This is a genomic window from Burkholderia sp. A2 (assembly GCF_001729305.1).
Classification (GTDB): Bacteria; Pseudomonadota; Gammaproteobacteria; order Burkholderiales; family Burkholderiaceae; genus Burkholderia; species Burkholderia sola.
In genome coordinates this window covers 163028-182026 of sequence record NZ_LZXX01000138.1, presented here as the reverse complement: position 1 = coordinate 182026, position 18999 = coordinate 163028, and the positions used below count along the sequence as shown (strand labels likewise).

Here is an 18999-nt window from a genome sequence, read left to right as displayed (position 1 = left end):
CCGATGACCGGTGACGCGGCGTCTCTCGATACTGCGGGGCGTGCGCGTACGCCGCCCCGAACGCTCAATACTTCTTGCGGGCGCGGGCCTTCTTCGCGGTCGGCTTCGCGGGTGAGCCGCCGCCACCGCCGCCGCCCTTCTTCTTCGCGGCGCCACGCGCGGCGCGCGCTTCCTTCACCGCGACGCTCGGCGCGCTCGCGGCCGTCTTGCGACGCGGCACGGCCTCCTCGACCGGCGGCAGCGCACGCACGCGCGGGCCGCTGCCGTTGCGATCGACGCCGGCAGCCGGCACGGGCGACGGACGCGGCGCCTTCACCGGCGTATCGCGCACGAGGCGGAAATCGATCTTGCGCGCATCGAGATCGACGCGGCTCACCTGCACGCGCACGCGGTCCGACAGGCGATAGCGGATGCCCGTGCGTTCGCCGCGCAGCTCGTTCTTGATCTCGTCGTACTGGAAATAGTCCGAGCCGAGCTCCGTCACGTGCACGAGCCCTTCGATGAACAGCGTGTCGAGCTGCACGAAAATGCCGAACGACGTCACGCCGTTCACCATCCCGCCGTACTCCTCGCCGAGCTTGTCGCGCATGAAGTAGCACTTGAGCCACGCTTCCACGTCGCGCGACGCCTCGTCCGCACGGCGCTCGTTCGCCGAGCAATGCAGGCCCAGCTCTTCCCAGATCGCCGTGTTCGAGCGCGAACGGCCGCGCGCGTCGTCGTCGGCCTGCTGCATCGCGCGGGCGCGCGGCGACAGCGCGGTATTCAGCTCGAAGCCTTCCGGCGCCTTCGGCGCGTACTTCTTGCCGGACAGGATCGCGTAGATCGCGCGGTGCGTGAGCAGGTCCGGATAGCGGCGGATCGGGCTCGTGAAGTGCGCGTACGCCTCGTACGCGAGACCGAAGTGGCCGATGTTGTCCGGGCTGTAGACCGCCTGCTGCATCGAGCGCAGCAGCATCGGCTGCAGCATCTGCGCGTCCGGCCGGTCGCGGATCTGCGCCATCAGCGCCGCGTAGTCGCTCGCATGCGGCTTGTCGCCGCCGCCGAGCGACAGGCCCATCCCGCGCAGGAACGCACGCAGGTTCTCGAGCTTCTCCGGCGTCGGCCCCGCGTGCACGCGGTACAGGCCCGGATGCTTGTTGCGCTTCAGGAAGTCGGCCGCGCAGACGTTCGCGGCCAGCATGCATTCCTCGATCAGCTTGTGCGCGTCGTTGCGCTGACGCGGCACGATCTGCTCGATCTTGCCCTGCGAATTGCAGACGATGTAGGTCTCGGTCGTGTCGAAGTCGATCGCGCCGCGCTTTTGGCGGGCGGCGAACAGCGACTTGTAGACGCCGTACAGATCCTGCAGGTGCGGCAACAGATCGGCCCGGCGCGCGGCCTCCGGCCCCTTCGTGTTCGACAGCACGGCCGCGACTTCGGTGTACGTCAGGCGCGCCGCCGAGTGGATCACCGCCGGATAGAACTGGTATGCCTTGATCTCGCCGCGCGCGGTGATCACCATGTCGCATGCGAGCACGCAGCGGTCGACCTGCGGATTCAGCGAACAGAGGCCGTTCGACAATTTCTCCGGCAGCATCGGGATCACGCGGCGCGGGAAGTAGACCGACGTACTGCGCTCGAGCGCGTCGGTATCGAGCCCGCTACCCGGCTGCACGTAGTGCGATACGTCGGCGATCGCGACGATGAGCCGGTAGCCGTCGCCGCGACCGACCTTGACCGGCTCGCAGTAGACGGCATCGTCGAAGTCGCGGGCGTCCTCGCCGTCGATCGTCACGAGCGGCACGTCGCGCAGGTCGACGCGGAAACGCAGGTCGGCCGGCCGCACCTTGTCGGGCAGCGCGGCGGCTTCGTCGAGCGCCGGCTGGCTGAATTCGTGCGGCACGCCGTACTTGCGCACCGCGATTTCGATTTCCATGCCCGGATCGTCGATATCGCCGAGCACTTCGACGACACGGCCGAGCGGCTGCGAATGACGGCTCGGGAAATCGGTCAACTCGACGACGACGACCTGCCCGACCTTCGCCTTCTTCACGTTCTGCGTGATCAGGATGTCGTGGCCGATGCGCTTGTCTTCCGGCGCGACGATCAGCGCGCCGTTCTCGTTCAGCAGGCGGCCGATCACGCGCTTGTTCGCGCGCTCGGTGACTTCGACGACATGCCCTTCCGGCCGGCCGCGGCGATCGTAGCCGACGATCCGCGCGAGCACGCGGTCGTTGTGCATCACCTTCTGCATTTCGCCGTTCGGCAAGAACAGATCGTCCTGGCCGTCGTCGCGGATCACGAACCCGTAGCCGTCGCGATGCCCCTGCACGCGCCCCGCGACGAAATTCGACGGATGGGTCAACTGGTAGTGGCCGCGCTTGTCGAGGCGGATCTGGCCGTCACGTTCCATCGCGGCGACACGCCGGAAGAACCCCTCGCGCTCCTGACGCTTGATCGACAGGGCTTCGGCGATGTCGTTGGCGGCCAGCGGCGCGTCGCTCGTACGCAGCACGCCGAGAATCTCTTCACGGCTCGGAATGGGGTACGGATATTTGCTCAAGGGTTTGTCGATGATTGTTCTCGTTGCGTTGACTGATGGTGCACGGCATCAACATAGAGGTGTCCGTCTGACAGTTCTATATTGACGGCGGCGGGTCATTCTATCACCCGCCCGTGTCGTCAAATGACGGAAAGGCCCCCGGCACGCGCAGCGGCAGCCGGTTTGCGCTGCATCGCAAAAAAGTGTTGACAGGAATAATTGGGGCGCTATAATTTCGCTTCTTTGCAGCAAGCAGCTACTGCAAAACGTGCCCAGGTGGCGGAATTGGTAGACGCACTAGGTTCAGGTCCTAGCGGTGGCAACATCGTGGAGGTTCGAGTCCTCTCCTGGGCACCATCTGTTTTTAAAAAGGTCGGCTTTATGCCGGCCTTTTTTCATTTCGGGCACCGTATTACCGGCACGCGCCTGCCATATGCCCACCACTCCGATCGATAGCAGAATTAATCGCTTATCGATTGCCGTCCCCGTTGGTACGTTAGCCGCCTCGCTTTCAACGAATCCAACGAGGCACCATTCATGATGTCGATGAACCGCCGCGCGTTCGCGCGCGCGATGCTGGCCGCCGGTCTGAGCGCCGCCGGCATTCGAGCGCACGCCGAGAACATGCCCATCACGCTGCGCATCGGATACCAGAAATCGTCGACGCTCATCACGCTACTCAAGACACGCGGCACGCTGGAGCAGTCGCTCGCACCGCTCGGCCTGCGCGTGTCGTGGCATGAATTCGCGAGCGGCCTGCCGCTGACCGAAGCACTCAACGTCGGCGCGATCGATTTCAGCGCCGACGTGGCCGACACGGTTCCGGTCTTCGCGCAAGCCGCGCATGCCCGTTTCGTGTACGTCGCACAGGAAGCGCCGTCGCCGAAGGCGCAGGCCATCATCGTCAAGCAGGACAGCACGCTGCGCACGCTCACCGATCTCAAGGGCAAGCGGATCGCCGTCACGAAGGCGGCCGGCAGCCACTACCTGCTGCTTGCCGCGCTCGCACGCGCGAAGCTCACCACCAGCGACACCACCATCCACTATCTGACACCGGCGGACGGCCGCGCGGCATTCGAGCGCGGCAGTGTCGATGCCTGGATTACGTGGGATCCGTACGTCGCGTCGGTCGACGCGAATCCCGACGTGCGGATTCTGGCCGACGGCAGCGGCCTCGCGTCATACCAGCGCTATTACCTCGCGTCGAGCAGTTTTGCCGCCGCGCGCCCCGACGTCATCCAGATCGTGTTCGACCGGTTGTCGCAGGCCGGCGCGTGGCTGCGCGACCATCAGCAGGAAGCGGCCCATACCCTGGCGCCGATCTGGGGACTCGACGCAAGGACAATCGAGCGCGCGAATGCGCGACGCAGCTATCTGGTGCGCGCCGTTGCCACGCAGAATTTCGGTGAACAACAGAAGATCGCGGATACGTTTCTCGCAGCCGGCTTGCTGCCGGCCCGCGTCGACACGAGTGAAGCGCTGCGCTGGAATTTCACGGCCAAACGGGCGGAGCCGATCGGCGCGTGATGGCGCGGCGCGCAATATTTTTTGTCATCGATCGAATTGTGTTGACAGCGTTTCCAAGCACGCTATAATCTCTCTTCTTTGCAGCAAGCAGCTACTGCAAAACGTGCCCAGGTGGCGGAATTGGTAGACGCACTAGGTTCAGGTCCTAGCGGTGGCAACATCGTGGAGGTTCGAGTCCTCTCCTGGGCACCATCTGTTTTTAAAAAGGTCGGCTTTATGCCGGCCTTTTTTCATTTCGCGCCCAGGAAGCAAAGCGCCTGCGCGCTTTGCACGAGGCCTCGAAAGGCTGCGCTTGCAAGCGCAGCCGGGTCGCACATGGTGACTGAGTCCTCCCCTGGCACCGTCTGTTTTCCAAAAAAGGTCGGCTTCTAACCGGCCGCTTCACTTCCGGCGCCGAGTCGCGGTACGTACCGACAGACGCCCCCCTCACTCGCAACTCGAATCGACGATTGCGCACATCGACGCCGCGCACGCCCTTCCTCGCCGCAAAACGGTCCCGAATTATTTGCGTTCAAGACCTGAAATTGTGTTGACAGACTCCGCCAACACGCTAAAATAGCGGTCTTCGCATCGCAGCAAGCGAAACGTGCCCAGGTGGCGGAATTGGTAGACGCACTAGGTTCAGGTCCTAGCGGTGGCAACATCGTGGAGGTTCGAGTCCTCTCCTGGGCACCATCTGTATTTAAAAAGGTCGGCTTTGCCGGCCTTTTTTCATTTCCGCCGCCGCAAGCGGCGATCCTCCGGCAACATCGTGATTACACCGTCCCGGTCACGCGCACGACATGCCGAATCCCGCGCCGCGCCATCTTCGCGTACGGACAAATCGCCTCCCTCTCCGCGACCCGCTCGCGCGCAGCATCTGCATCGACGCCCGGCATGCCGACCGCGACATCGAGCGCGATTGCAAACAGCCCATCCGCCGGATCGCGCTGAAACGTTGCGGTGGCCGCGATCGCGAGATCGGTCGGCAGGCGAATCCGGTGCCGCATCGCGACCCGCGTCGACGCGCCATGAAAGCATGCCGCGAAGCCGGCGACGAATAACTGCTCCGGATTCGTACCGTCACCCGCGTCGTACGATGCATGGCGTTTCTCCCGAGCGCAGACGTGGACGCAGCCTCCGCCGTCCTGCACCCAATGAACGACCGACGCTGCCACCCCCGCATCACGCGGCGCCCGCAGACGTCGCCCTCTTCCGGCTGCGCTGTCGTATGCGGCCCGGCCGGCGATCATGACGCGTGGCCAACCGCAAATCCATCAGACGAATTCGCCATTGCAGGTCATCCGGCGCGCCGGGGCGGCCGCGCCCGGCCGTCGTTCCCGGACACAACCGGGATTTCCCTAGGCTGACAGGCCGCCGCTCACGCGGTTAAATAAATCAACGTGATTTATTTAATGCGCCGCCGAGCGGTGCGACATGGAAGGAGACGCCATGAGAAGCCCGCACTTCGGCCAGGGAAGCAATTCGGCCAACGTGCGCCGTTACAACGAGCGCCTGCTGCTGAAAACGCTGCGCCGTGCGGGCAGCGCCTCGAAGGCCGATCTCGCCCGTCTCGCGAGCATGACGGGTACGGCGGTCGGCAGCATCATTGCGTCCCTCGCCGACGCGAAGCTGATCGAATTCGCGGGCCGCACCGAAGGCCAGCGCGGCCAGCCGGCTTCGCTGATCCGCCTCGATCCGCGCGGCGCGTTCGGCATCGGCGTCCATCTCGACCGGATGCGCATCGAGACGGCGCTCGTCAACTTCGCGGGCGACGTGCTCGGCCGCCGCTCGCACGACACGCTGCTCCCCGCGCCTGCCGAGGTGCTCGAGATCGTGCGTCACGACATCGACGCGATGCAGGCCCTGCTCCCCGACCATGAACGTGCGCGCCTGACCGGCGTCGGCGTTGCGCAGCCGTACAACCTCGGCGCGTGGATGCGCGAGCTCGGCCTCGCGCCCGATACGTTCCGCGCGTGGGAAGACGTCGATTTCGCGGCCGACCTCGGCCGCACGCTGTCACTGCCCGTATTCGGCGAAAACGACGGCAACGCGGCCGCGATCGCCGAACTGTTCTACGGGTACGGCCGGCAGTGCGACGACTTCGTCTACCTGTTCATCGGGCCAGCGATCGGCGGCGGAATCGCGATCGACGGCGACTGCCTGCGCGGCGTGACCGGCAATGCCGGCGACATCGCGGTGATTCCGGTGCCGCCTAGCCGGCTGGCGTCCGCGCCGCCGCCGCGCGGCCAGTGGGACATCCTGCTCGCGCGCGCATCGCTGCATGCGCTCGTGCGCCACCTGCGCCATCACGGCGAGACGGTCGAGAACCGCGCCGATCTCGAGGCATGCATCGCCCGCGGCCTGCCTGCCGTCGACGAATGGATCGACGACTGCGTCGACGCGCTCGCGCCGGCGTTGCGCGCGGTGCTGTGCGTGATCGATGCGCCGGTGGTCGTGCTCGACGCCGATACCGACGCGGGCCTGCTCGACGCGGTCACGACCCGCCTGCGCGCGGCGCTCGTGGCCACCGCGCCCGAGGCGCGCGGCACGCCGGTACTCGTGCGCGGCACGTTCGGCGCCGACGCCGGCGCGATCGGCGCCGCCACGCTGCCGATGTTTTTCAACTTCTCCCCGCGGGCCGGCATCCTCAAGGGCGCCCGCACCGATTTGCAGGAGGTCCACCATGTCGCGTTCTGAGTCGCCCCGCCCGCTGCTCGAGATGCGCGGAATCAGCAAGACGTTCCCGGCCGTGCGCGCCCTCGACAACGTCAGCCTCACCGTCTATCCGGGCGAGATCCATTCGCTGATGGGCGAGAACGGCGCGGGCAAATCGACGCTGATGAAGATCCTGTCGGGCGCCTACCGCGCCGACGCCGGCGGCGAGATCCTGATCGACGGCCAACGCATCGACATCGACGGCCCGCTCGCCGCGCGCGATGCCGGCGTGGCGGTGATCTACCAGGAGCTGTGCCTGTCGCCGAATCTGACCGTCGCGGAAAACATCTACATCGGCCGCGAACTGCGCCGCGGCAACCGGCGCTGGGGCACGATCGACCGCGCGGCGATGGCGCGCGGCTGCCAGGACGTGCTCGCGCGCCTGGGCGCCCCGTTCGGGCCCGATACGCTCGTCGACACGCTGTCGATCGCCGAGCAGCAACTCGTCGAAATCGCGCGCGCCGTGCACACCCGCGCCCGCATCCTCGTGATGGACGAGCCGACCACGCCGCTATCGTCGCGCGAAACCGAACACCTGTTCCGCCTGATCCGCCAGTTGCGCGAGGAAGGTCTCGCGATCATCTACATCAGCCACCGGATGGCGGAGATCTACGAGCTGTCCGATCGCGTGTCGGTGCTGCGCGACGGCACGTATGTCGGCACGCTGGAGCGCGCGGCGCTGTCGGCCGAGCGCCTCGTCGCGATGATGGTCGGCCGCGACATCTCCGGCTTCTACAAGAAGGAACACGCACCGTACGACCCCGGCCATCTGCTGCTGTCGGTGCGCGACATCGCCGACGGCGCGCGCGTGCGCGGCTGCAGCCTCGACCTGCATGCCGGCGAGGTGCTCGGCATCGCGGGCCTCGTCGGCGCCGGGCGCACCGAGCTCGCGCGGCTGATCTTCGGGGCCGAGCCGCGCGTGCGCGGCGACGTGAAGCTGGGCGAGCGCACGTTCGGCGCGCACTCGCCGCGGGACGCGATCGATGCGGGGCTCGTCTACCTGACGGAAGACCGCAAGCGCCAGGGCCTGTTCCTCGACATGAGCGTGCGCGACAACATCAACATCTCGGTGTGCAACCGCGATGCGCGGCTCGGCGCGCTCGATCTCACCCGCGGCGCCGAACGCGCGCGCGACGCGATTGCATCGCTGTCGATCCGCGTCCCGCATGCGAACGTCAACGTCGGCGCGCTGTCCGGCGGCAACCAGCAGAAAGTGCTCCTGTCGCGCCTGCTCGAGACGAAGCCGCGTGTGCTGATCCTCGACGAACCGACGCGCGGCGTCGACATCGGCGCGAAATCCGAGATCTACCGGATCATCAACGAACTGGCCCGTGCCGGCGTGGGCGTGATCGTGATCTCGAGCGAACTGCCGGAAATCATCGGCGTCGCCGACCGCGTGCTCGTGATGCGCGAAGGCGAGATCGCGGGCGAACTCGGCGGCCACACGCATACGCCGATCACGCAGGAAGCGATCATCGCGCTCGCCACCGGCTCGCAGGCCGAACTGGCCGACGCGCACTGAGCGTCGCCCCTTTTCATTTCACTCTCACCTTCAGGCTACCGAAATGATCAACCCGACCAAGCAGCGGAACCTCGCTTCCGCGACCGCCCATCCGGTCGCCAACCGCACGCCCCTGATGCGCGGCGCCGATCATCGCGCCCGCATGCAATCGCTGATCCGCACGGCCGGCATGCTGCCGGTGCTGCTGGTCCTGTGCGTCGGCTTCGGCTTCCTGACCGACGGTTTCTTCACGCTGCAGAACCTGTCGATCGTCACGCAGCAAGCGTCGATCAACATCGTGCTCGCCGCCGGCATGACCTTCGTGATCCTGACGGGCGGCATCGATCTGTCGGTCGGCTCGGTGCTCGCCGCGTCGGCCGTCGCGGCGCTCATCGCGTCGACCATTCCCGGCTGGGGCTGGCTCGGCGTGCCGTTCGCGCTCGTCGTCGGCCTCGTGTTCGGCGCGATCAACGGCGGGCTGATCTCGTTCCTGCGCCTGCCGCCGTTCATCGTCACGCTCGGCGCGATGACGGCCGTGCGCGGCGTCGCGCGGCTGATCGGCAACGACACGACCGTGTTCAATCCGCAACTGCCGTTCGCGTTCATCGGTAACGGCTCGATCCTCGGCGTGCCGTGGCTCGTCGTGATCGCATGCGCGGTGATCGCGATCTCGTGGTTCATCCTGCGCCGCACGGTGCTCGGGATGCGGATCTATTCGGTCGGCGGCAATCCGGAAGCCGCGCGCCTGTCGGGCATCAACGTGCGGGCGATCCAGATGTTCGTGTATGCGGCGTCGGGCCTGCTCGCCGGCCTCGGCGCGGTGATGTCGGCCGCGCGCCTGTATGCGGCCAACGGCCTGCAGCTCGGCCAGTCGTACGAGCTCGACGCGATCGCCGCGGTGATCCTCGGCGGCACGAGCTTCGTCGGCGGTGTCGGTTCGATCGTCGGCACGCTGATCGGCGCGCTGATCATCGCGGTGCTGACCAACGGCCTCGTGCTGCTCGGCGTGTCCGACATCTGGCAGTACATCATCAAGGGGCTGGTGATCATCGGCGCGGTCGCGCTCGACCGCTATCGCCAGCGCGACTCGGCCCGTACCTGACACGCATTCCTCACAGTTCAACCATCAGGGCGCAGGCAGGTCCTCCTGCGCCCGTCCGCCAACGGACCCTCCGGAGACACAACGACATGTTCAAGCACAAAACCGCCCTGACCGCCGTCGCCTGCGCGCTCGCCTTCGGCGCCGCCGCCGCCCATGCAGCCGACAAGCCGCTGAAATCGATCGGCGTCACGGTCGGTTCGCTCGGCAACCCGTACTTCGTCACGATCGTGAAAGGCGCAGAAGCGCGCGCGAAGCAGCTCAACCCGAATGCGAAGGTCACGGCCGTATCGGCCGACTACGACCTGAACAAGCAGTTCACGCAGATCGACAACTTCATCTCCGCGCACGTCGACATGATCCTGCTCAACGCGACCGATCCGAAGGCGATCGAGCCGGCGGTGAAGAAGGCGCAGGCGGCCGGCATCACGGTCGTCGCGGTGGACGTCGCGGCGGCCGGCGCGAACGCGACCGTGCAGACCAACAACGTGAAGGCCGGCGAACTCGCGTGCGACTATCTCGCGAAGAAGCTGAACGGCAAGGGCAACGTAATCATCGAGAACGGCCCGCAGGTGTCGGCCGTGATCGATCGCGTAAACGGCTGCAAGGCCGTGCTCGCGAAAAACGCCGGCATCAAGCTGCTGTCGAGCGACCAGGACGGCAAGGGCTCGCGCGAAGGCGGGATGAACGCGATGCAGGGCTACCTGACGCGCTTTCCGAAACTCGACGGCGTGTTCGCGATCAACGACCCGCAGGCGATCGGCACCGATCTCGCGGCGAAACAGCTGAATCGCCCGAACATCGTGATCACGTCGGTCGACGGTGCGCCCGACATCGAAGTCGCACTCAAGTCGAATACGCTCGTGCAGGCGTCGTCGAGCCAGGATCCGTGGGCGATGGCGCAGCAGGCCGTCAACGTCGGCTACGGGATCATGAACGGCCAGAAGCCGGCCAATCCGATGATCCTGATCGAGCCGACGCTCGTCACGCGCGACAACGTGAAGGCCTACAAGGGCTGGAGCTCGCCGCGCTGATCGCGGCGATCGCCCGCGAGACCGGGCGGTGCCGGGCCGCGTCGCCGCGCGCGACGGCCGGCACTGCCCGACCGTTCAGATTCAGATCAACCGCCGTACGGCCGCGCGCGACGCCGCGGCACAAGGTTTTCAACATGACGACGACGTTTCCCCGCCTGATCGTTTTCGGCGAAGCGCTGACCGATTTCATCCGCGACGACGCGCAGCACTGGCACAGCATCGCCGGCGGCTCGTGCTGGAACGTCGCGCGCGTCGGCGCGCGACTCGGCGTGCCGACGGCCTTCGCCGGTACGGTCAGCCGTGACACCTTCGGCGACGAGCTGATGCGCAAGAGCGCCGACGCGGGGCTCGACATGCGTTTCATCCGGCAAGTCGACCGCGCACCGCTGCTCGCGATGGTCGTGTCGAAGCAGCCGCCCGACTATTTCTTCATCGGCGAAAACAGCGCCGATCTCGCATTCGATCCGGCCGACTTGCCCACCGGCGCGTTCGACGCAGCCGACATCGTGCACGTCGGCTCGCTCGGCGTCGTGCGCGAACCGCTCGCTTCGCGCCTGATCGCGCTCGCGCAGGCCGCTCGCGCGGCCGGCAAGCGCATCTCGTTCGATCCGAACTTCCGCGCGCCGATGGCCGCGCCGTCGTATCGAGACACGCTGCGCCGGCTGACCGCGCTCGCCGACTGGATCAAGGTATCCGACGAAGATCTGCGCGGGCTGTTTCCCGAGCTCGACGAAGCGGCCGCGCTCGCGCAATTGCGCACGTGGGCGCCCGACGCGACGATGCTCGTCACGCGCGGCGCGGCCGGCATGCAGCTGCTGCATCGCGATACCGTGCTGTTCCAGCCCGCGTTCCCGACCGACGTTGTCGATACAGTCGGTTGCGGCGATGCGAGCATCGGCGGCTGGCTCGCGAGCCAGCTTGCGCGGCCCGATGCGTCGGCCGCCGAACATCTGCGCTACGCGGCCGCGTGCGCGGCAGTCGCCTGTGAACATGCGGGCGCCTATGCGCCAACTGCCGCGGAAGTGGCCGGCATGATCGAGCGCACCGCCGCCGGCGCCGCCCTTTCGCAATAGACGGCGCCGACGCGCCTCGCCGTCACGCGGCGCCCGTGCCGTCGCTGCCGTTCGGCGGCCCGCCGGCCTGCAGCGATTGCAGGCTCTCGTCGACGCTCAGCTCCGACATCGCGTCGGCGTGCAGCGTACCGTCCGCCGCGCGGCGCAGCGCATGCAGCGCGTGCACCTTGAGCCGCACGAGCGCGAGCCGCAGCCCGCGCGCCGCGCATTCGGCCGCGAACGTGCGCAACGATTCGATCGTCGTGCCGTCGACATCCGGCGTTTCCTCGAGACTCACCATCACGGTATGCGTGTCCGGCGCGGCCTTCATCAGCGCCCGCACGCGATTGAGCATCCGGTCTGCGTTCGCGAAGAACAGCTGCGCCTCGGGCCGCACGATCAGCACGCCCGGTACCGGCTTCGCATCGGCATGGCTCGCGACGTCGACGAAATCGTGGCTGTCGCGCAGCCGGCCGAGCACGCTCACGTTCGGCTCCGACAGCTTGCGCAGCGTCAGCAGCAGGCTCACGCCGATGGCCGCGAGCAGCCCGTGCAGCACGCCGAGCACGAGCACCGCGAGCAGCGCCGCGATCACGACGAGCCGGTCGCGATGCCAGGCCCAGTACGGCCGGAACACGGACGGATGCAGCGAATGGCTGACCGCGAAGATCACGATCGCCGCGAGCACCGGCTCGGGCGTGCGCGCGAGCTGCGGCAGCAGCAGCCAGACGATCAGCGCGACCACGCCGGCCGCCCACAGGCCGGCCACGCGCGACTGCGCACCGGCCGCCTCGTTCGCCGACGTCGCCGAATAGCCGGCGCCGACCGGCATCCCGTGCAGGAGGCCCGACACGAGGTTCGCACAGCCGAGCGCGACGAGGTCGCGGTTCGGCGATACGGTATCGCCATGCTTCAGCGCGAAATTGCGGATCGATCCGTACGATTCCGCGTACAGGATCAGCATCAGCGCGAATGCGAGCTCGACCGTCTGCATCCATGCATTGCGATCGAGATGCGGCAAGCCGAATTCAAGATGCCGGAAGTCGATATGGCCGACGATCGCGATTCCGTACCGCTGCCAGTCGATCGCATAACTCGCCGCGATCGACAGCACGATCACGACGAGCGTCGCGGGCACGCGCGAGCGGCGCCCGAGCCCGAACAGCAGCGCGAGTGCGGTCGCACCGAGCACGACGCTCGCGAGATTCGCGTGCGGCGCGCCTGCGAGCAGGTCGAGCGCGACGTGCGGCGCATCGCCGTGCTGCACGGCAATCGCGAGAATCTTCGGCAACTGCTTGATGACGATCGTCAGCGCGAGACCGAACGTGAAGCCGCGCAGCACGGGCCGCGCGACGAAATCCGACATGCCGCCGAGCCGCGCGACGCCGGCCAGGATGAATAGCACGCCCGTCATCGCGACGAGCGCCGCCGCGAGCGCGAGCTGCGCGGCCAGCGCCACCCCCGATTCGGCGAGCACGGTCGCGGCGAGCACCGCGGCCGACGACGACGTCGACGACACGATCGCGAAGCGGCTGCTGCCCGTCAGCGCATAGACGACGAGCCCCGACAGCAGCGCGATCAGGCCGGCCTGCGGCGGCAGGTTGGCGAGCCCCGCATACGCGACCGCCTCGGGAATCAGCAGGCCGGCAATCGACAGGCCGGCCAGCGCATCGAGGCCGACGCGCCGCGTGCGCGGCGCGGCCGGCGCGTCGAGCGTCGCGAAATGGTCCGGATGTTGCGGGCCGGCGTCGGGGCGGATCGGGGCGGTCGTCATGGGGCGGTGCGCGCCGTGCGCCGGTCAGGGTTTGACGGCAATCACGCCCGACCAGCCGGGCAGATAGCGCGCATCCTGGTCGTGCGCGCGATGCAGCGCGATATCGAGCGCCTTCGCAAAGTTCTTGCGGATCTGCTCGAGCGACACGTGCTGGCGCAGATAGTCGGCCCACAGGAATTCGCTGAACGGCGTCGCATCCTTCGCATAGCCGCCCGCCGTGCGCAGCTCTCCGGCGAGGCTGCGGTACGGATCGTCCTCGAGGCCCGTCAGCGCCTTCGGCAAATGCGCATAGTCGCGCCGCGAGCCGTCCGGACCGAACGGATGCACCCACTGGTTGTGTTCCATCATCCGCCAGAAGATCGTGTCGTCGAGCCACGACAGGTCCTTCAACAGCATGGCGTTCACGCGCGCCTCGCCCTCCTCGATCAGCGCGAGACCGAGATGATGATGATCGGTGATGTAGTGCAGCCCGTCCGGGCCGAGCACGGCCGGGAACCAGTGCGATTCGATCGCGGCCTTGCGGGCGCGCCTGTTCAGCGTCTTCCAGCGCTTGCGCTTCGCCTTGACTTCGCGATAGCCGACCGTCATCTGGGTCGGACGCAGCGCGTCGAGCCTGACGGGAATGAGATGAACGTCGTTGCCGAGTGCCATGGTCGTACCCCATGTAGCGAAATTCCGGCAACGATACTCCTGATCGCGCGCGCCGTTAATCCGTCGTCACCGCGATCCGCCTTCGGTCAATGATCCGCGACGCCCGCTGCCTGCGCGACGCCGCGCTACGCACGCAAATCGTTGCGTTCGAGACGATGACGAATGTAGGGAATGCCGTCGTGCACGATGCTCACGCGCCGCATCCCGAGCTTGCGCGCCACGTTCAGCGAGCCGCTGTTGGCCTCCGCGATATCGGCGATCACGCGCGGCAGCCGCACGGTGTCGAACGCATGCCGCACGACGGCCGCCGCGGCTTCGCTCGCGATGCCGCGCCCCCACGTCGCACGCACGAGCCGCCAGCCGATCTCGACGTCGCGCGACCCTTCCTTGTAGTCCGGAATCAGCAGGATCCAGCCGATGAACACCTCGGGCGCGGCCTTCTCGAAAATCGACCAGTAGCCGAGACCCGGAGGATAGTCGCACGTGATCCGGTGCGTGACGAAGCGGCGATGCTCGACGGGGTCGTGCCACGGGCCCGCGATGTGGCGCGTGACCTCGGGATCGCGATCCATCTCGATGCACGCATCGAGATCGGCCAGCACGCGCGGACGCAGCCACAGCCGCGCGGTTTCGAGCATGGGCAATGGGTCGGCGGAACGGTCGTTCATCCGGACTCCTGATTCGGTGGCGATGCGCAGCGAGCGCATTACAGAACGGATACAAAAAGCCTTCCGCAATGATACAGAGTCCTGTCGCGGGCCTCGCACGGTTCCGTTTCCGTTTCCGAAACAGTGCATTTCGTAGGGATTATTCCCGATTCTCGGTTATCGCGCCCCACAGCGCGCGGCGCGCAAGCCTACACTCGATCAGTGCCCCGCGTCGCGCGCGAGCCGGGCCGGCATCCGCATGCACAATCGCGCGCGCGCAAGCCAACGAGGAGACCCGCACATGAGCTGGACCCGCGAGCAACGCAACGTCACGATCGCCGCCTACCTGGGCTGGACGCTCGATGCGTTCGACTTTTTCCTGATGGTTTTCGTGCTGAAGGACATCGCCGCGGAATTCGCGTCGACGATCCCCTCAGTCGCGTTCGCGCTCACGCTGACGCTCGCGATGCGCCCGCTCGGCGCGCTGATCTTCGGCCGGCTCGCCGACCGCTTCGGTCGCCGCCCCACGCTGATGGTCAACATCGCGTGCTATTCGCTGCTCGAGCTTGCGTCGGGTTTCGCGCCGAGCCTGACCGCGCTGCTCGTGCTGCGCGCGCTGTTCGGCATCGCGATGGGCGGCGAATGGGGCGTCGGCTCCGCGCTGACGATGGAGACCGTGCCGACCCACGCGCGCGGCTTCGTGTCCGGGCTGCTGCAGGCCGGCTACCCGAGCGGCTATCTGCTCGCGTCGGTCGTGTTCGGCCTGTTCTACCAGTACATCGGCTGGCGCGGGATGTTCATGGTCGGCGTGCTGCCCGCGCTGCTCGTGCTGTACGTGCGCGCGCACGTGCCCGAATCGCCGGCCTGGAAACAGATGGAGAAGCAAGCGCGCCCGGGCCTCGGCGCCACGCTGAAGCAGAACTGGAAGCTCACGATCTACGCGATCGTGCTGATGACCGCGTTCAACTTCTTCTCGCACGGCACGCAGGATCTCTATCCGACCTTCCTGCGCGAACAGCACCACTTCGATCCGCATACCGTGTCGTGGATCACGATCGTGCTGAACGTCGGCGCAATCGTCGGCGGCCTGTCGTTCGGCGCGATCTCGGAGCGGATCGGCCGGCGCCGCGCGATCTTCATCGCCGCGCTGATCGCGCTGCCCGTGCTGCCGCTGTGGGCGTTCTCCAGCGGCGCGATCGCGCTCGCCGCCGGCGCGTTCCTGATGCAGATCTCGGTACAGGGCGCGTGGGGCGTGATACCGGTTCACCTGAACGAGATCTCGCCCGACGAAATCCGCGCGACCTTCCCCGGCGTCGTCTACCAGCTCGGCAATCTGCTCGCGTCGGGCAATGCGACGATGCAGGCGTCGCTCGCCGTGTCGAACCACGACAATTACGGCTTCGCGCTCGCGCTCGTGGCCGGCATCGTGGCCGTCGCGATCGCCGTGCTGATCCTGTTCAGCCGCGAACGGCGCGGCATCGACATGACGCAATCGGTCAATACGCGTACCACCGTCGGGTGAACCCGCACGTTGCGGCACCGCGTCATCGCGCGCGCCCCGCCCCGTCGGGCGCGGGCGCCGGGCTTTCCGCACCTGCACATCGAACTAGAGGAATTGATCCAGATTCCGCGCTTGCCCGGCCTACCCGCGATTTTTTATCTTAATAAAAACGACTGTTTGAATCAGATAATCAAATCACCTGTTCGCGGCCGGGAAACCGGCATGGGAGGCGGAACATGGCAGTAAGTCAGGAGGGGCGGCCATCTGCGGGACGGCCGTCGGGGGCACGATCATCCGGCACGCGGCAGACCGGCGGGACGAAGGCGCGCATTCTCGATGCGGCCGAGGATCTGTTCATCGAACATGGCTTCGAAGCGATGTCGATGCGGCAGATCACGTCGCGCGCGACGGTCAATCTCGCTGCAGTCAACTACCACTTCGGCAGCAAGGAAGCGCTGATCCACGCGATGCTGTCGCGCCGGCTCGACCAGCTGAACCAGGAACGCCTTGGCATCCTCGACCGCTTCGATGCGCAACTCGGCACGCACATCACCTGCGAGCACGTGCTCGGCGCGATGTTCATTCCGGCGCTGAAGGCGTCGCGCAATCCCGAACGTGGCGGACCCGGGTTCCTGCGGCTGATCGGCCGTGCGTACACCGATCCTTCGCCGTTCGTGCGCAACTTCCTGACCGCGCACTACGCAAGCGTCGCGGGCCGCTTCTTCGACGCGTTCCAGCGCGCGCTGCCGCACCTGCCGCGCACCGAGCTCGGCTGGCGGCTGCACTTCGCGATCGGCGCGCTGTCCGGCGCGCTCGCGGGCGCCGAGACGGAAAGCCTGATCGACGAGTTCTCGCAAGGCCGCACGATGAACGACGTGCAGATGATCGCGCGGCTGTCGTCGCTGATCGTCGCCGCGCTGAAGGCGCCGATGCCCGACAGCGCACAGTTGTCGATCTTCGCGGCGGTGCTCGACGACGCGGGCGCAAGCGAAGCGTTCGGGCTGCCGCAGTCGGGCACGACAGCCGCCGAGGCGGCCACGCTGCATTCCACGAACTGAGCGCGCGAGGCCACGCGCGGCTTCCTGTTCACGATTTGATTGATACGCGCGGTCGGGCGCGGCGTCGAGACGCCCGCGTCGACCAGCCGCGAAGCACGGGGCATGGGCAGGCGTTCAAGCGCGGGCCCGCGCCGAGAGCCAAGACCGGAGACACGTCATGTCATCTTCCGCAGCATCCACCTCGGCCCAACTTCCGCCGAACACCGACGCCGTCTGGTACGCGTCGTACCCGCCCGGCGTTCCGCACGAGATCGACGTCACGCAATACGCGTCCCTCGTGCAGTTCTTCGACGAATGCACGACCCGCTTCGCCGACCGCGTCGCCTACGTGAGCGCCGGCGCGTCGATGACCTACCGCACGCTCGCGCGGAAAGTCGACGCATTCGCGTCGTATCTGCAAAGCATCGGCGTGAAGCCCGGCGATCGTGTCGCGATCATGCTGCCGAACACGTTCCAGTATCCGGTCGCGCTGTTCGGCACGCTGAAGGCGGGTGCGATCGTCGTCAACGTGAATCCGCTCTACACCGCGCGCGAACTCGCGCATCAGTTGAAGGACAGCGGCGCGCAGACGATCGTCGTGTTCGAGAACTTCGCGCGCACGCTGCAGGACGCGCTGCCGGAAACGCAGGTGAAGCACATCGTCGTCACCGCGCTCGGCGACCTGCTCGCCGACGGCTTCAACGCGAAAGGCCGCCTGATCAACTTCGTGCTGAAACACGTGAAGAAGCTCGTGCCGGACTACCACCTGCCGCAGGCGATCCGGCTGCGCTCCGCCCTCGCGCTCGGCGCGCGCGGCAAGCCGCAACCGGTGCAGATCACGCGCGACGATCTCGCGTTCCTGCAGTACACGGGCGGCACGACCGGTGTCGCGAAAGGCGCGATGCTCACGCACGGCAACCTGATCGCGAACCTGCTGCAGGCGAAGGCCTGGATCGCCGACCAGGTGTCGGGCGACGTCGAAACCGTGCTCACGCCGCTGCCGCTCTATCACATCTATTCGCTGACGGTGAACGCGTTCATCTTCATGGGGCTCGGCGGGCGCAACATCCTGATCGCGAACCCGCGCGACATGAAGATGGTGATGAAGATCATCCGCCACGAAACGTTCACGGGAATCACCGGTATCAACACGCTGTACAACGCGTTCCTCGACAACGAGGAATTCCGCAAGCGCGACTTCTCGAAGCTCAAGCTCGCGATGGCGGGCGGGATGGCGATGCAGCGCGCGGTCGCCGAGCGCTTCCAGCAGGTGACGGGCCGGCCGGTGGTCGAAGGCTACGGCCTCACCGAGTGTTCGCCGATCGTCACGATGAATCCCGTGGACCTGAACGACATGGCCGCATTCAGCGGTTCGATCGGGCTGCCCGCGCCGTCGACCGTCGTGCGCTTTCGGCGCGAGGACGGCACCTGGGCCGCGATCGGCGAGCCGGGCGAGCTGTGCGTGCACGGCCCGCAGGTGATGCGCGGCTACTGGCAGCGCCCCGACGAGACGGCGAAGGTGATCGACGCCGACGGCTGGCTCGCCACCGGCGACATCGGCGTGATGGACGAGCGCGGCTTCATCCGCCTGATCGACCGCAAGAAGGACATGATCCTCGTGTCGGGCTTCAACGTGTATCCGAACGAGATCGAGGAAGTGCTCGTGATGCATCCCGGCATCAGCGAAGCCGCGGCGATCGGCATTCCGGACGAGGTCCAGGGCGAACGGATCAAGGTATTCGTCGTGCGGCGCGACCCGTCGCTGACGGCCGAGGACGTGCTCGCGCACTGCCGCAAGAACCTGACCGGCTACAAGATGCCGAAATTCGTCGAGTTCCGCGACGCGCTGCCGCAGACGAACGTCGGCAAGATCCTGCGCCGCGCATTGCGCGACGAGGAACTCGCCAAACTCAAGGCCGCGAAGCAAGGCTGAACGATCCATCGCTCCGGGAGTTGCC

The 18999-nt window shown here is 66.9% G+C and carries 14 protein-coding genes and 3 tRNA genes; 12 read left to right on the top strand and 5 right to left on the bottom strand.

Features of this window, described 5'->3' with window-relative positions; translation table 11 throughout:
- Positions 1-64: 64 nt before the first annotated feature.
- Positions 65-2542 (bottom strand): ribonuclease R, encoded by a 2478-nt coding sequence (rnr, locus tag A9Z05_RS31010; protein ID WP_069621407.1) that lies wholly within the window; start codon positions 2540-2542, stop codon positions 65-67.
- Between the two features lie 249 nt (positions 2543-2791).
- Between rnr and A9Z05_RS31005 the strand changes: the two genes are divergently transcribed.
- From A9Z05_RS31005 to A9Z05_RS30990, 4 genes are all read left to right on the top strand, one after another.
- Positions 2792-2878: transfer RNA gene (locus A9Z05_RS31005), tRNA-Leu, on the top strand.
- A 180-nt stretch (positions 2879-3058) separates the two neighbouring features.
- On the top strand, positions 3059-4048 hold the full coding sequence (locus A9Z05_RS31000; RefSeq protein ID WP_069621406.1) for an aliphatic sulfonate ABC transporter substrate-binding protein: 990 nt from the start codon (positions 3059-3061) through the stop codon (positions 4046-4048).
- Positions 4049-4153: 105 nt separating this feature from the next.
- Positions 4154-4240: transfer RNA gene (locus A9Z05_RS30995), tRNA-Leu, on the top strand.
- Between the two features lie 396 nt (positions 4241-4636).
- Positions 4637-4723 (top strand) — tRNA-Leu (locus A9Z05_RS30990).
- Between the two features lie 80 nt (positions 4724-4803).
- On the opposite strand, the gene A9Z05_RS38485 is transcribed toward A9Z05_RS30990, so the two are convergent.
- Complete coding sequence (locus A9Z05_RS38485) at positions 4804-5280, bottom strand: OsmC family protein (protein WP_084044512.1); 477 nt, start codon at positions 5278-5280, stop codon at positions 4804-4806.
- Between the two features lie 199 nt (positions 5281-5479).
- Between A9Z05_RS38485 and A9Z05_RS30980 the strand changes: the two genes are divergently transcribed.
- The 5 genes from A9Z05_RS30980 to A9Z05_RS30960 all read left to right on the top strand — a co-directional run bounded on the left by A9Z05_RS30980 (position 5480) and on the right by A9Z05_RS30960 (position 11452).
- Entirely contained in the window at positions 5480-6727 is a 1248-nt protein-coding gene (locus A9Z05_RS30980; RefSeq protein WP_069621404.1) for an ROK family protein, read from the top strand.
- Positions 6714-8267 carry a sugar ABC transporter ATP-binding protein gene (locus A9Z05_RS30975; protein ID WP_069621403.1) on the top strand — a complete coding sequence of 518 codons (1554 nt, stop codon included), beginning with the start codon at positions 6714-6716 and terminating at the stop codon, positions 8265-8267. Before A9Z05_RS30980 ends, A9Z05_RS30975 begins: the two co-directional genes overlap by 14 nt.
- A 43-nt stretch (positions 8268-8310) precedes the next feature.
- On the top strand, positions 8311-9348 hold the full coding sequence (locus A9Z05_RS30970) for a ribose ABC transporter permease (RefSeq protein WP_069621402.1): 1038 nt from the start codon (positions 8311-8313) through the stop codon (positions 9346-9348).
- An 86-nt stretch (positions 9349-9434) separates the two neighbouring features.
- The gene (locus tag A9Z05_RS30965; RefSeq protein WP_069621401.1) at positions 9435-10379 is read left to right on the top strand and encodes an ABC transporter substrate-binding protein; all 945 of its coding nucleotides are present in this window, start codon (positions 9435-9437) and stop codon (positions 10377-10379) included.
- Positions 10380-10513: 134 nt separating this feature from the next.
- Positions 10514-11452 carry a carbohydrate kinase gene (locus A9Z05_RS30960; RefSeq protein ID WP_069621400.1) on the top strand — a complete coding sequence of 313 codons (939 nt, stop codon included), beginning with the start codon at positions 10514-10516 and terminating at the stop codon, positions 11450-11452.
- 22 nt (positions 11453-11474) lie between these two features.
- On the opposite strand, the gene A9Z05_RS30955 is transcribed toward A9Z05_RS30960, so the two are convergent.
- The 3 genes from A9Z05_RS30955 to A9Z05_RS30945 form a co-directional block, all read right to left on the bottom strand.
- A complete protein-coding gene (locus A9Z05_RS30955; RefSeq protein WP_069621399.1) occupies positions 11475-13205 on the bottom strand; it encodes a SulP family inorganic anion transporter in 1731 nt (576 codons plus the stop codon).
- 24 nt (positions 13206-13229) lie between these two features.
- Entirely contained in the window at positions 13230-13856 is a 627-nt protein-coding gene (locus A9Z05_RS30950; protein WP_069621398.1) for a ParB-like protein, read from the bottom strand.
- A gap of 125 nt (positions 13857-13981) precedes the next feature.
- On the bottom strand, positions 13982-14524 hold the full coding sequence (locus A9Z05_RS30945; RefSeq protein ID WP_069621397.1) for a GNAT family N-acetyltransferase: 543 nt from the start codon (positions 14522-14524) through the stop codon (positions 13982-13984).
- Between the two features lie 280 nt (positions 14525-14804).
- On the opposite strand from A9Z05_RS30945, the gene A9Z05_RS30940 reads away from it, so the two are divergent.
- The 3 genes from A9Z05_RS30940 to A9Z05_RS30930 all read left to right on the top strand — a co-directional run bounded on the left by A9Z05_RS30940 (position 14805) and on the right by A9Z05_RS30930 (position 18974).
- The gene (locus A9Z05_RS30940) at positions 14805-16025 is read left to right on the top strand and encodes an MFS transporter (protein ID WP_069621396.1); all 1221 of its coding nucleotides are present in this window, start codon (positions 14805-14807) and stop codon (positions 16023-16025) included.
- 215 nt (positions 16026-16240) lie between these two features.
- A complete protein-coding gene (locus A9Z05_RS30935; protein WP_069621395.1) occupies positions 16241-17062 on the top strand; it encodes a TetR/AcrR family transcriptional regulator in 822 nt (273 codons plus the stop codon).
- Positions 17063-17219: 157 nt separating this feature from the next.
- Positions 17220-18974: an AMP-binding protein gene (locus A9Z05_RS30930; protein ID WP_069621394.1), complete on the top strand. Its 1755-nt coding sequence runs from the start codon at positions 17220-17222 to the stop codon at positions 18972-18974.
- Positions 18975-18999: the final 25 nt, after the last annotated feature.